The sequence below is a fragment of the Streptomyces sp. UW30 genome, from assembly GCF_008042075.1.
GTDB lineage: Bacteria > Actinomycetota > Actinomycetes > Streptomycetales > Streptomycetaceae > Streptomyces.
The window spans coordinates 40,814-53,528 of record NZ_RDBN01000020.1; the positions used below are offsets into that span (position 1 = coordinate 40,814).

Sequence of the window (12,715 nt, forward strand, 5' to 3'; positions counted from 1 at the left end):
GCCGATGGTGGCGCCTGACGAGCGCACGCCACCCGACCCACCCGCAATCGCGTCACCTCGCGACTGACGCCCAGACCACCTTGCCGGTGTCCGTCCACCGCACCCCCCACCGGGTGGTGAGTCCATGCACGACGTGCAGGCCTCGGCCACCGTCGTCCATGAGCCCGCCCCGGCCCAGCCGCGGCCTGCCGTTGCCGGTGTCGCCCACCTCGCACAGCAGCCCGTCACCGGTCCTGATCAGCCGCAGCGTGATGGGTCCGGTGGCGAAGCGGACCGCATTGGCGACCAGTTCGCTGACCACCAGCAGCACGGTGTCCCGGGTGTCATCCCGGGTGCCCCATTGCCCCAGCAGCACGGAGACCAGCATGCGGGCCCGGGCGGCCGCGTCGATGCGGGCGGGCAGACGCCAGGTCGCGGTGTCCTCCTTGCGGTAGCCGATCATGCGCGCGAGCAGCAAAGTCACGTCGTCGCGTCGGTGCGCGGGCGCCAGCGCGGAGACCAAGCGCCGCGCGGCCTGCGGCAGGCCATCCCACGGGTGCACCGTGGACACCGCGTCCGCCAGCATGCCGATGCCCTCGTCGATCGGCAGGGCGGGATCCTCCACCAGGCCGTCGGTATAGAGGGCCAGCAGCGAGCCCGGGGGTGCTGCGAACGCGTGCACCTCGAACGGCTCCCGCAGTGCGAATTCGGCGCCCAGCCCGGGGTGAGGGCGTATTTCGACCGGGCCGCCGGGGCCGTCCGGGGGCACCAGGACCGGGGGGAGGTGGCCGGCGCTGGACAGCGCCACTTGGTGGCTGACCGGGTCGTATACGGCAATGCAGCAGGTCGAGCCGAGGGCGCTGTAACCGGCCGCCAGCCCGGACTCCGCGTCGTCCAGCAGCGTCACGGTCTCGTCCAGGTGCTCCAGCACCTCGTCGGGCGCCAGCCCCGCAGACAGCAGCGCGCGGGCCTCCATGCTCAGCTGTCCCATGGTCGCCGCTGCTCCCAGACCGTGCCCGACGACGTCACCGACCACCAGCGCAGTACGGCCGTCCGGCAGCGGAAAGCTGTTCACCCAGTCACCGCCGACGCCCGCGCTGTCGGGGGTGGCGGGCTGGTAGATGCTGGCAGTCTCGATGGTGTCGCCGCCGGACCGTGGCAGGAGTCGGCGCTGCAATGCCAGTACCTGTGTGTGCTCGCGCTGGTGCTGACGAGCCAGGTCGACGTGATGAGAGGTCCTGGCCACCAGCTCTTGCAGGTCGAGCAGCTCACTGTCGTGGAAGGGGCGGTCCGCCCGCCGCCAGATCTCTGCCACCCCCAGAACGACGGGCGGCGCACCGTCCAGGACCAGCGGTATGTACGCCACACCTGCCGCTCGGTCACTGGGCACCAGGGCCCGTACCAGCCGCGCGCTGCCGAGTACCCGCTCGATCGCCGCCCGGTCGGGTAGGACGATGGCCTGCGCGGCATCGTCACGCCGTATCGCCTGTGACAGCAAGCGACTCGCATCGCTGGGAAGATCGTCGCCCGGAGTCACGTAGCCGTCGGGCCACGCCCGGTCCGGGACCAGGGCCGCTCGCCGCAGCCGGATGCGCCGCTGCGGCTGCTCGGTGACCACCTCGCCCGTCCATACGGCGAAGTCGAGGTCGATGGCCGCCACGTCTCCCCAGGCCAGCAGCGACTCCGCCAGCGATTGCGCGGTCTCTCCGATGTCCAACGAGGTGCCGATCGCGGTCTCAGCGGCGTAAAGGTGCAGCCTCTTGGCCATGGCGATCACAGTGACAGTCAGACCCTCCTGAGGCGCTGCGGCGGCCAGGATGCTCATCGAGACCACCAGCTCCGACCCGTCGTCGCGCCGCAGGCGCTGGACCCGGGCGACGTGCGGCTCACCGGTCTCCAGGACCTGCCGCAACCGCCGCGTGACCGTCGGTACGTCCCAGGGAGGCAGAAGATCGACGAAAGGGCTCCCGGTCACGGCCTCGACCCCCGCGAAAACGGGGGCGTCCAGATTGCCGCCGGCGATTCTCAGCTCCCGGTCCAGGTTGACCACGCCGAGGATCTGCTCCTGACGGCCGGGGGGCGAATTGGCGTGGACGCGTTGGCGAGCCGCGCTGTCCCCCTGCGGGTCGGCTGCCGCTGCCGCTGCGCCGCGTGGGATGTACCGCCCCAAAGCGCTGCTGACCATGTCGAACGGCGACGAAGAGGAGGGGGAGGGACTGGATTCCATGCGGCTCTCTCAGCTCGCTCGCCAACCCCGGCACAGCGCCGGGGCCGTACCAGAACCCGGGCGACAGGGTCCCGAGATTCCTGACCGCACACCTCATTCAATAACACCCGGGGCTGCTTCGCCCACGCAGCGGACCGCACGCCTCACCGACACCCCTTGGACCTGTCCATCGCGCCGGTGGCTCGCCGCGCCCAGGTCAAGACCCGCCGCTCGGGCGAGCAGCAGAAGATCCGCACTGAGCCTGGCCTGGTGTGGCTCGGCTGATCGCAGCAGCGTGACCCCTTGGCCGTCGAGCACTGCTCTTCGTCCTCGGAGTCGGGGACGGAACCAGGTCAGCGTGCGCGTGAACCTCACGGCAACCCGCTGCGTACCCTGGCGGCATGCGCATGCGCCCCACTCTCGCCTGGACCCCGCCTCAGGACTGGCCGTCGGGCACCACGGATCTGGAGCCGGTCGCCGATGCGCTGAGCACCGGCGGTGTGCTGGTACTCAGCGGGGCGGGCATCTCCACGGAGTCGGGCATCCCCGACTACCGGGGCGAAGGCGGGAGCCTGAGCCGGCACACGCCGATGACGTACCAGGAGTTCACCGCCAGTGACCAGGCCCGGCGTCGGTACTGGGCACGCAGCCACCTCGGCTGGCGCACGTTCGGTCGTGCCCGCCCCAATGCCGGGCACCGGGCCGTGGCCGCGTTCGCGCGGCACGGCCTGGTCGCTGCTGTGATCACCCAGAACGTCGACGGCTTGCACCAGGCCGCGGGCAGCAAGGATGTCGTCGAGCTCCACGGAAGCCTGGGGCGGGTCGTCTGCCTCTCCTGCGGCACCTTCAGCCCGCGCAGTGAACTGGCCGAACGGCTTCAGGAGGCCAACGCGGGCTTCGATCCGGTGGCCGCAGCGATCAACCCGGACGGTGACGCCGACCTCACGGACGAACAGGTGGGGGACTTCCGAGTCGTGCCCTGCACGCTCTGCGGAGGCATCCTCAAACCGGACGTGGTGTTCTTCGGCGAGAACGTCCCCCCGCAGCGGGTCGAGCAGTGCCGCATGCTGGTGCGTGAGGCGGCCTCGCTGCTGGTCCTGGGCTCCTCACTGACCGTGATGTCCGGGCTCCGGTTCGTCCGTCAGACGGTCCAGTCCGACAAACCGGTGCTGATCATCAACCGGGATCCGACTCGGGGCGACCTCTACGCCGTCACCCGCGTCGCCCTCCCGCTGGGAACAGCCCTCACCACCATGGCTGAGCGGTTGGACATCCAGGTCGATTGAGGTCCGGCAGAGCATACGTCTGCAATCGCCTACGCCCCGCCACTCCCGCGGATACGGGTGAACCAGTCCCCCCCCCCGAAGGGCCGCGTGCCGCGTGCGACCTACGCCTCGGCTGGCCGGCATGGTGCGTCGGCTACCGCTTCCCGACGGTGTAGGTCAGGTGGGTCACCCGGGATGATGCGTCCGTGCGGGTCTGGTCGAGGGCGAGGCAGGCCGGGTCCACGCGGTCGAACAGGCGGATGCCGGTGCCGAACAGGACGGGCGCGAGGGTGATCGAGAACTCGTCGATCAGGCCGCTGTCCAGGTACTCCTGGATCGTCTCGGCGCCGCCGGCGATGCGGACGTCGCGGTCGCCGGCGGCCTCGCGGGCCTGGTCGAGGGCGCTGGAGATACCGTCGTTGACGAAGTGGAAGGTGGTGCCGCCCGGCCGCTCCCACGGGTCACGCTTGGTGTGGGTGACGACGAACACCGGGGTGTGGAACGGCGCCTCCTGCGGCCATGCCAGCTCGCCGGCGTCGAACATGCGCTTGCCCATGACGCTCACGCCGGTGCGCTCGTACGTCGCCCGTGCGATGTCGTTGTCGAGTCCTTCCTCGCCGCCCTCGCCGAGCCCCAGGTTCTCCCTGAACCACCGCTGCGGGAACGCCCACGCCTGCAGTTCCGACCACTTCGCCATCCAGCGCTGGACCCTCGGGTCGTTCTGACCTTCGGGCGAGAAGACGTCCTCGACGGGCACGGCCTCCGGCGCCATGAAGCCGTCGAGCGACATCGTCACGCTGAAGAACACCTTCCCGGCCATCAGCCCTCCGCTCCCTTCGGTCCGGTCTCGTTCCGGGCGGTCTCGTTCCGGTTGAGTTCGGCGACGTAGGCCGCCAGGTTGCCCAGCGTCTGCTCGCCGCCCTCGATCGCGTGGTACTTCTCCACCGCCTCGTCGCGCAGTTCCTTGGTGGGGAACACCGTGCGCATCACGATCCGGGTCTCCTCGCCGGCCGGCTCGAAGGTCAGGACCGACTCGAAGGCGTTGGGGTCGTCGCGGGACTCGCCGTGCACCAGCGCGATCCGCTCCGGCGGGACGATCTCGGTCCAGGTGATCCACTCCTGGTAGTCGGTCCCGTCCGGGCCGTGCATCACGAAGGCCCAGGCGCCGCCCGCGCGAAACTCGAAGGACCGCGTCGTGGTGGTGAACCCTTCCGGTCCCCACCACCGCGACAGGTGCCGGACCTGCGTGAACGCCTCGAAGACCAGCTCCCGTGGGGCGCCGATGGCCCGGGAGATCACGATCTCGCGGTCCGCGGTCGTGTGGTCAGGTTCGCCGCCGCTACTGGTCGTCGTCATCCGGTGGTTCCTCCTGCCTTGCCTGTTTCAGATCTTGCACGTACTCGTCCAGCCGGTCGAAGGTCGCGTTCCAGAACTGTTCGAAACCGCCGACCCACTCGTGGACCGGCCGCAGCCCGCGGGCGTCCAGGTCGTACAGCCGCTGCTTACCCGCGCCGCGGACCCGAACCAGCCCGACCTCGCGGAGCACCCGCAGGTGCTTGGACGCCTGCGGCTGGGTCATCCCCAGGTCCCGCGCCAGTTCGGTCACGGGCCGCTCACCGCCCCGCAGCAGCGCCAGGATCTCCCGCCGCTGCGGCTCGGCGATCGCGTTGAACGCGTCCGAGGTCGTCGCCGCTCGTGCCATGGCGCCATCGTATGCCTATATCGGAATGCGTTTCAATGCGAGGAGTGTGTGACCAACGACCGGCTCGGACTGATCGGCACGTGGAAGGCCGGGTGGCACTACCGCAGCTTGCCCCGCGGCTTACAACGTCCGTCGACTACGTCTGCTGCTCAAGCCTGTTCCGCACGCCTGTGACTTTCACCGACGCCTCGGTCGTCTTGGAGCCACCCGCTCCGCTGCCGGCGGTGGCCGAAGCGGGGGCGGGGTCCGAGTTCAGGGCGTTGCGGACGGCGGTCAGGATGTCCTCGGTGTCGGCGCCGAGCGCTCGGGCGGCGGAGGTGAAGTCCCGGGCCAGAGTGCCGAGTTGGTGGGCATCGGGCGCCTGCGGCCCGGACGGGAGCGCCGCCACCCGGGTGCCCGCGCCACGGCGAGTGCGGATCAGTTCGGCGGCCTCCAGCTCGCGGTAGGCGCGGGCCACGGTGCCCGGCGCCAGACCGAGGTCGGCAGCGAGCTGGCGCACGGTCGGCAGGCGCTCGCCCTCTGTCATTTGGCCGGTGCGAATCAGCGCGGCGAGCTGGGCGCGGATCTGCTCGTACGGCGGTACCTGGCTGGTGGTGTCGACACGGACTGCGCGGTCACTCATCGTCGAACGTCCCATCGTCTGCTGCCTCGTCGTCAACCGCCCGCGGTGCCACCACGGTTACCACGGACCACCCGAACGTGAACACGCTCAGCAGACCCAGGGGACAGATCGCCACGATGGTGACGGCGCCCAGCACGCCGGCACAGGCCCTCTCGGTGAGTGCGATGAGAAGCATCAGAACGACGAGGAGCACCTGACTCGACACCAKCAGCCCCCAGGCTCCCGTAATCGCCCACGCACGGTCGCGGCGCTGCTGGTAATCGCCCGGCCCGAAGGCGATACGGCGCAGGGCCCAGACGCAGGCGGGGGTTCCGACCGTGAGGGCGGCGAACATCGGGCCGCTGTAGTACAGGCCGGGCCAGGGACCGAGGGATGCGCTCATCCCTTCGCACGCGACGGTCATGACACGCCCCGCTCCGCCTATCCGGTCGGGGCCGGAGGAGGCCGTGACGGCGCCCATGACCAGCAGAGCGACGAGGGAGGCCGCCTGCAGCAGAAGCAGGGGTCCCATGCGGGGCGGCACGTGGTCTCGGACCAGACGCGGGGCGAGACTCGCGGTGCGTACCGCTTCCTGGGGACGCAGGGTCAGGGCGTCGCCGAGCAGGACACCGCCCACCGCGCACAAGCCGAAAGCAGTGATGGCGAGCACGAGGGGGATGGTGATGTCACCGCTCTCCATCGTGAGCAACTGCTGCGCGGCCACGATACCGATGGCCAGGCCGGACCAGCGGGCGTAGTGGTCGGCGTGGTCGAGAAGCCGGGACTGGAGCGGGACGGTGTCGAGCACGTGGAGATCCCCCAGATCATCTTGTACCAAGCAGTGGGTACAAGATGCCCTGGTCGGAATCTTGTGTCAAACGCTCGATACAAGGAGACGCGGCCAATTGCCCGGTGCGGTCCGGTTCTTGGGCGTGAGGGCAAAGCCGGTGAGGTCAACCTGCTCCTCCCCAATGCGGCGTGCGCGTCGATGTCGGCACGGTGTCAGTCGGCTGACCGCTCGTTGATCAGGGAGCCTTGGCTCAGCCATCGAACGAATGCGAAAACCCAGGTCGCGGAGAGGAGGAGCAGCAAGATGAGAGCCAGGAGCCAGGGGGCGGGGCGGGACCAGCCGACGAGGAGGGCGACGACGGCTGCTGTGACGAGCACGGCTTGCACCGACTTGTAGACGGACGGATAGCGGTCGTAGTCCGCCAGGGTGGGCAGAAGCACCACGGTGGTGAGCAGCATGACGGCTACGGACCCACCCATCAGCCAGCTGATGGCGACTGGTGTCCGGTGATCGGTGGCGTGCTCCACGAGCCCGACCGTGCCCGCGCCTGCTGCCGCCACCGCCATGGCCATCGGCAAGTGAGTGAAGATCCACGTCGCCAGGAAGTGGCCGGTCTCGCGGGGCAGCCGTCCGGACACCAAGTCGGCGTAGTTCCACCAGAAGCCGAAGCCGATGGCGAGCCCGAGCAGACCCGTCGTCGTGACGAGGGTGCTGCGTTCGGTGTCTGTCAGGCCGTTCACGACACCGATGACGACTTCGCCGAGCACGATGATGATGAACAGTCCGAAGCGCTCGACCATGGGGTCGGTCACGACGCCATAACTCGGCGTTCGGCGCCAGAAGATGAGAATGACGCACTCCACGCTGCACCACGCGACGACGAACACCGCCCAAACGGCGAGACGGGCGTCGGCCGACAGCGGCACCGAAGCCGCGATCACGATGATGCCCGCGACCATGACGATCAGATAGCGACGCGGCGTCCTGCGCAGCTCCGGCGGGTCCTGCCGGTACACGGAGTACCACTGGTAGGTCAGCAGGGCCAGTAGCAGTGCGTAGAGTGCCGCCAGGGTGCGGCCGTCGTCGCCGTCGGCGTGGCCGACGTAGACCGCCATGAGGGACAGCAGCAGCATCTGCACGAAGATCAGCAGGCGGGTGTGACCGTCTTCGCGACCGTGCAGCTCGTAGAAGAGTGTGCCGTTCAGCCAGGCGATCCAGATCAGCCCGAAGACCACTGCGAAAGTCGCCGTGCCTCGCCAGGTGAAGTCCTCCGCGAGGGTGTGGGCCGCCTGCCCGACCAGGACGACGTAGACCAGGTCGTAGAAGAGCTCCAGGAAGCTGACGCTGCGACCGGTGTCGACCTCACCGTGGCGCCGCGGCGGGCGGAACAGCCATCGGCGGGTACCTGTGCCCAGGGGGACTGCCTCTGCGGTGACGGGACGTGGCTCGGGGGCACTGTCGGACATGTGAGGCTCCTGTAGGGCGCGGCCGAACGTGTAGCGCAGCGATGGTGACGGCTGCACTGCCGCCGTAACCGCGGGCACGCCGCAGTATGTCGGACTGCTGTCGGTATTTCGGCAGGGCGGAGCAGCGAGGGTTGCGGCACCGGATCCGCGCGGCTGCCGAGCCAAGGAGTTCGTCCGCGCCGACCGAGGCAAGGCCGCGCTGGCGCGCCGGAAAGGATCCGGTACGGGCTGCGGTCCTGGTTCGAAGTCGTCGGCGAGCAGCTGGGCAGGGGCGTGCACGGCGGAGCGCCGGCCTCCGCGCCGATCCCTGCTGATCCGGGCCCCCGGCGGGCCCACCTGAACCCTTCAATCTCCAGGAACTCGCCTCCCCCTGCCGTCACCGGTCAGCGTGGACGTCCCCCTGAGCCGTCAGGACGACGGCTTCCTGCTGGGGGAAGACACCGGGCGGGATGCCCGGGATGGATTCCGCCGGGGTCGCTTGCTCGTCACCGGCCGACAGACCCAAGGTCAGGCGGGTGACGATGCGGTAGCGGTCGCCGCGGTAGAGGGAGTGGACGTACTCGACGGCCTGGCCGTTGGTGTCGCTGGTGAGGCGCTCGAAGAGGAGCGCCGGCGACAGGTGCGGCACCCCGAGGATCTTGGCCTCGGCCTGACTGACGACGGTGGGCTCGATCGTCTGCACGGCTTCGCTCACCCGGACTCCATGGCGGTCGTGAAGGTGCTCGTACAGGTCGCCCGTTTCCAGTTCCTGCGCGGTCAGCGCGGGCACCAGGCTCGCGGGGATGTGCAGGTGCTCGATGGCCATGGGGGCGCCGTCGACGAGCCGTAGCCGCGCCACGTAGACGATGTCGGCTGCGGGTGACAGGTGCAGTTTGCGGCCGACCCGGGCCCCGGCGGCGATGGTGGTGAACTCCAGCAGGCGACTCGTCCAGGCGCCGGATGCCCTGGGGACGACCAAGGCCTGGTGGTCCGACACCAGCTCCTGTGTGATCTTCTCCGGCGCCACGAACATGCCTCGGCCGTGCTCACGCACGAGACGTCCTGCGGCGACCAGTTCGTCGACGGCTGCCCGCAGGGTCGGCCTGGAGACCTGCAGAGCGGCGCACAGGGACCGCTCGGAGGGGATGGCGTCGCCGGGTTGGAGCGATTCCATGAGTTCGAGGATGTGGTCCCGGACGCGTTCTCGTTTGAGAACCGTGCCCGACTCGCCAGCGTTCATGCTGCTGCTCCCGCCCCGCCGTCCGTGACTTCACCTGACCAGTCCTCATTCCTTCTTACCACTGGTCGAGTACTGGTCAGGTGGAGTGTAGCCATCGATCGTCCACCACGGCACGGCTCAATGTGAATCATTCAACCAACAGCCTGGCCAACAGGGAGGGTTGACGCTTCGATTGGTCTATGCCACCTTCATCGACCAACAAGAGGTCACCTGACCAGTCGATGAACTGGTCAGGTGCCGTGGTGCTTTCCTCTCAGGGGTGAACTGTGAAGCTCCGCATGCTTGCTGGTGTTTCCGCGCTGGTGATCGCCGGCGGCCTCAGTGGCTGCGGCGGCGATTCGGAGTCGTCCGGCGATTCCGCCGACGGCCGGACGACGATCGATGMCTGGCTCATGCGCGACAGCGTCTCGGCGCAGTTCCAGAAGGAGTTCGTCGCGGGCTTCGAGGCAGCTCACGCGGACATCGACGTGAAGGTCCAGATCCAGGAGTGGGACGGAATCGGCGAGAAGGTGACCGCCGCCCTCGCGAGCAATGACGCTCCGGATGTCATCGAGACGGGCAACACCCAGGTCGCCCAGTTCGCGCAGAGCGGCGGCCTGCTCGACCTCAGTGACAAGGTCGTCGAGCTCGGGGGCGGCAACTGGCTGAAGGGGCTTGCCGAACCGGGCGCGTACGAGGGCAAGCAGTACGGCATCCCGTACTACGCGGCCAACCGAGTCGTGATCTACCGCACTGACCTGTTCAAGAAGGCCGGCGTCGACGCCGCTGCCATCAAGACCCGCGACCAGTGGATCGCCGCGACCGAGAAGCTCAACGCGGGCGGGACACAAGGCGTCTACCTGCCGGGGCAGACGTGGTACGCGCTCGCCGGGTTCATCTGGGACGAGGGCGGCGACCTCGCCACCCGGTCCGGCGACACCTGGAAAGGCGCACTCGACACCCCGCAGGCCATACGCGGCGTGAACTTCTACAAGCAGCTGCAGGGCCTCGGCAAGGGCCCCAAGGACTCCGACGAGGCGCAGCCCCCGCAGGCCGAGGTCATGGCCAAGGGGCAGGTGGCGCAGATCATTTCGACGCCCGGCGGGGCCAACGTCGTCATCGCGAACAATCCCGGCCTCAAGGGCAAGCTCGGCTTCTTCCCGATCCCGGGCAAGACCGCCGAACGGCCCGGTTCGGTCTTCATCGGCGGTTCCGACCTCGTCATCCCGGCGGCGTCGGGCAAGCAGGACGCCGCCTTCACGTTCATCAAGGAACTCACCGGTGACGCCTGGCAGCGCAAGCTCGCCGCGGCCATGAGCTACGTACCGAACAAGACGACCCTGGCCGACGCGGTCGCCGCCGACCCGGGCGCCTCCGCGATGGCCGTGGGCGCCGCCGTCGGCCGGGCAACACCCAACACCCCCGGCTGGGCCGCCGTCGAGGCGAAGAACCCCATCAAGGACTACATGACCGCGGTGCTCACCGGCGCCGACGCCCGGGCCGAGGCCGCGAAGGCGTCCGCATCGATCACTGCGGCCATGGCGACCGGCTCCTGAGCCGTGATCGACGCCGGGCTCGGCGCGCCCGTGTCCTTGGACCCACCGCACATTACGAGCCGCACACCGAGAGGAGAGGACATCGTGACCGTCGTCCGTGAAGCCGGCGCGCCACCCACCTCGCTCCCCCGGCCGGCCGACGGCTCCGCCCGGCCGGGCCGCGGGGGCAGGCGCGGGCGCGGGCTCGTCGGGAGCGGAGCCTGGCCCTAWCTACTGGTCGCCCCCGCGGTCCTGGGCATGCTGTATCTGCTCGCCTACCCCCTGGTGCGCACGGTGCTGATCTCGCTCCAGGACTTCCGCTTGCGTCAACTCATCCAAGGCGACGCCCGGTTCGTGGGCCTGCGGAACTACGAGGCCCTGCTGACGGATGCCCACTTCTGGCAGGTCGTGCGCCGCACGTTCCTCTTCATGGCCGTGAACGTCGCCCTGATCATGCTGCTCGCCACCCTGGTCGCCCTGGTGATCGAGCGGTTGGGCCGCGTGGGCCGCATCGCCGTACTCAGTGCGCTCGTGCTGACCTGGGCCATGCCGGTGATCGCCGCCACGACGGTCTTCCAGTGGCTGTTCCACTCGGAGTTCGGCATCGTCAACTGGGCCTTGCGGCAGCTGGGGTTCACGTCGTTCGACCGCTACCCCTGGTTCGCCCACGGCACGGCCGCCTTCACCATCCTGGTCGCGCTGATCGTCTGGCAGTCGGTGCCGTTCGCGGCCATCACCCTGTACTCGGCCCTGGTCACCGTGCCGACGGAACTGTACGAATCGGCACGCATCGACGGCGCCTCGGCACGGCGCATCTTCCGCGCCATCACGTTTCCCATGATCCGGCCGATCTTCATGCTGGTGTTCTCGCTGGAGGTCATCTGGACCTTCAAGGCGTTCGTACAGATCTGGGTGATGACCAACGGCGGGCCCGGCGACGCCACCACCATCCTGCCCGTCTACGCCGTGCAGACCGCGCTGTCGAGTCAGCGCTACGACCTCGGCTCGGCCGCCTCGATGGTCACCGTGCTGATGCTGGCCGGCGTGCTCGTCTTCTACTTCCGTCAGATGTTCCGCCAGGAGGGCGAGGCCCTATGAGCATCCCGCGAGGCGTCACCAGGAGCACGTCGCACCTGCGGCTCCGGCTGCGACTGCGGCGCATTCCGCTGCACATCGCCGCCGCAGTGATCGTCGTGGTCTGTCTCTTCCCCGTCTACTGGATGGTCGCCACCGCGTTCAAGCCCAACCGGGACATCCAGTCCGCCAGTCCCCAACTGCTGCCCCAGACCTGGACGCTGGACCACTTCCGTGCCGCTGTCGACGCCGACGGCTTCGGATTGTTCTGGCGCAACAGCATCCTCGTGACCCTGGGCGCCGTCCTGCTCTCCCTGCTTGTCGCACTGGGCGCGTCGTTCGCCGTGGCACGCATGCGCTGGCGCGGCAGACGGCAGTTCATGCTCATGGTGTTCATCGCGCAGATGGCGCCGTGGGAGGCGCTGATCATCCCGGTGTACATCATCTCCCGCGACACCGGCATGCTCGACCGGCTGCCCACCCTGACGCTGGTCTACTTCATGATGACGCTGCCGTTCACCATCGTGGTGCTGCGCGGGTTCATCGCCGCCATCCCACCGGAGCTGGAGGAGGCGGCACAGGTCGACGGCTGCACACGCCTGAGGGCCTTTCGTCACATCGCCTTCCCACTGCTCGCCCCCGGGCTGATGGCCACCTCATTGTTCGGCTACATCACCGCCTGGAACGAGTTCACGTACGCCAACTTCCTGATCATCAAGCACCAGGACAGCCGCACCCTGCCGGTATGGCTGTCCTCCTTCCAGAACGTCTTCGGCACGGACTGGGGCGCCACCATGGCCGCCTCCACGCTCTTCGCCCTCCCCGCGCTGGCCGTGTTCCTGCTGCTCCAGCGCCCTGTGACGGCCGGCTTCGCCGCCGGCGCCGTCAAGGGCTGACAC

At 69.0% G+C, this 12,715-nt stretch carries 12 protein-coding genes; 4 read left to right on the forward strand and 8 right to left on the reverse strand.

Annotation, left to right across the window (positions count from 1 at the left end; all coding sequences use genetic code 11):
• Positions 1-52 precede the first annotated feature (52 nt).
• Positions 53-2,206 (reverse strand): SpoIIE family protein phosphatase, encoded by a 2,154-nt coding sequence (locus tag EAO75_RS09890; RefSeq protein WP_147994688.1) that lies wholly within the window; start codon positions 2,204-2,206, stop codon positions 53-55.
• Between the two features lie 380 nt (positions 2,207-2,586).
• On the opposite strand from EAO75_RS09890, the gene EAO75_RS09895 reads away from it, so the two are divergent.
• Entirely contained in the window at positions 2,587-3,471 is an 885-nt protein-coding gene (locus tag EAO75_RS09895; RefSeq protein WP_147994689.1) for an NAD-dependent protein deacetylase, read from the forward strand.
• A 133-nt stretch (positions 3,472-3,604) separates the two neighbouring features.
• Here EAO75_RS09895 and EAO75_RS09900 read toward each other — a convergent pair whose 3' ends face one another.
• The 7 genes from EAO75_RS09900 to EAO75_RS09930 form a co-directional block, all read right to left on the reverse strand.
• Entirely contained in the window at positions 3,605-4,270 is a 666-nt protein-coding gene (locus EAO75_RS09900) for a dihydrofolate reductase family protein (protein WP_147994690.1), read from the reverse strand.
• Entirely contained in the window at positions 4,270-4,806 is a 537-nt protein-coding gene (locus EAO75_RS09905) for an SRPBCC family protein (RefSeq protein WP_147994691.1), read from the reverse strand. The genes EAO75_RS09900 and EAO75_RS09905 overlap by 1 nt, the downstream gene beginning before the upstream one ends.
• On the reverse strand, positions 4,790-5,152 hold the full coding sequence (locus tag EAO75_RS09910; RefSeq protein ID WP_147994692.1) for an ArsR/SmtB family transcription factor: 363 nt from the start codon (positions 5,150-5,152) through the stop codon (positions 4,790-4,792). Before EAO75_RS09910 ends, EAO75_RS09905 begins: the two co-directional genes overlap by 17 nt.
• Positions 5,153-5,288: 136 nt before the next feature.
• Positions 5,289-5,774: a GntR family transcriptional regulator gene (locus EAO75_RS09915; RefSeq protein ID WP_147994693.1), complete on the reverse strand. Its 486-nt coding sequence runs from the start codon at positions 5,772-5,774 to the stop codon at positions 5,289-5,291.
• Complete coding sequence (locus tag EAO75_RS09920) at positions 5,767-6,561, reverse strand: hypothetical protein (protein WP_187284372.1); 795 nt, start codon at positions 6,559-6,561, stop codon at positions 5,767-5,769. The genes EAO75_RS09915 and EAO75_RS09920 overlap by 8 nt, the downstream gene beginning before the upstream one ends.
• Positions 6,562-6,755: 194 nt before the next feature.
• Positions 6,756-8,009 carry a low temperature requirement protein A gene (locus EAO75_RS09925; RefSeq protein WP_147994695.1) on the reverse strand — a complete coding sequence of 418 codons (1,254 nt, stop codon included), beginning with the start codon at positions 8,007-8,009 and terminating at the stop codon, positions 6,756-6,758.
• Positions 8,010-8,385: 376 nt separating this feature from the next.
• Entirely contained in the window at positions 8,386-9,228 is an 843-nt protein-coding gene (locus tag EAO75_RS09930) for a GntR family transcriptional regulator (protein ID WP_147994696.1), read from the reverse strand.
• Positions 9,229-9,506: 278 nt separating this feature from the next.
• On the opposite strand from EAO75_RS09930, the gene EAO75_RS09935 reads away from it, so the two are divergent.
• The 3 genes from EAO75_RS09935 to EAO75_RS09945 all read left to right on the forward strand — a co-directional run bounded on the left by EAO75_RS09935 (position 9,507) and on the right by EAO75_RS09945 (position 12,712).
• Positions 9,507-10,763 (forward strand): extracellular solute-binding protein, encoded by a 1,257-nt coding sequence (locus EAO75_RS09935; RefSeq protein ID WP_261989225.1) that lies wholly within the window; start codon positions 9,507-9,509, stop codon positions 10,761-10,763.
• Between the two features lie 84 nt (positions 10,764-10,847).
• A complete protein-coding gene (locus tag EAO75_RS09940; RefSeq protein ID WP_261989226.1) occupies positions 10,848-11,840 on the forward strand; it encodes a carbohydrate ABC transporter permease in 993 nt (330 codons plus the stop codon).
• Positions 11,837-12,712 (forward strand): carbohydrate ABC transporter permease, encoded by an 876-nt coding sequence (locus EAO75_RS09945; RefSeq protein ID WP_147994698.1) that lies wholly within the window; start codon positions 11,837-11,839, stop codon positions 12,710-12,712. Before EAO75_RS09940 ends, EAO75_RS09945 begins: the two co-directional genes overlap by 4 nt.
• Positions 12,713-12,715 lie beyond the last annotated feature (3 nt).

Excerpts from the sequence above, each read along its gene's own strand:
- EAO75_RS09915 (WP_147994693.1), bottom strand. The coding sequence starts at position 5,774 with ATGAGTGACCGCGCAGTCCGTGTCGACACCACCAGCCAGGTACCGCCG.
- EAO75_RS09910 (WP_147994692.1), bottom strand. The coding sequence starts at position 5,152 with ATGGCACGAGCGGCGACGACCTCGGACGCGTTCAACGCGATCGCCGAG.
- EAO75_RS09925 (WP_147994695.1), bottom strand. The coding sequence starts at position 8,009 with ATGTCCGACAGTGCCCCCGAGCCACGTCCCGTCACCGCAGAGGCAGTC.
- EAO75_RS09945 (WP_147994698.1), top strand. The coding sequence starts at position 11,837 with ATGAGCATCCCGCGAGGCGTCACCAGGAGCACGTCGCACCTGCGGCTC.
- EAO75_RS09895 (WP_147994689.1), top strand. The coding sequence starts at position 2,587 with ATGCGCATGCGCCCCACTCTCGCCTGGACCCCGCCTCAGGACTGGCCG.
- EAO75_RS09905 (WP_147994691.1), bottom strand. The coding sequence starts at position 4,806 with ATGACGACGACCAGTAGCGGCGGCGAACCTGACCACACGACCGCGGAC.
- EAO75_RS09930 (WP_147994696.1), bottom strand. The coding sequence starts at position 9,228 with ATGAACGCTGGCGAGTCGGGCACGGTTCTCAAACGAGAACGCGTCCGG.
- EAO75_RS09900 (WP_147994690.1), bottom strand. The coding sequence starts at position 4,270 with ATGGCCGGGAAGGTGTTCTTCAGCGTGACGATGTCGCTCGACGGCTTC.
- EAO75_RS09890 (WP_147994688.1), bottom strand. The coding sequence starts at position 2,206 with ATGGAATCCAGTCCCTCCCCCTCCTCTTCGTCGCCGTTCGACATGGTC.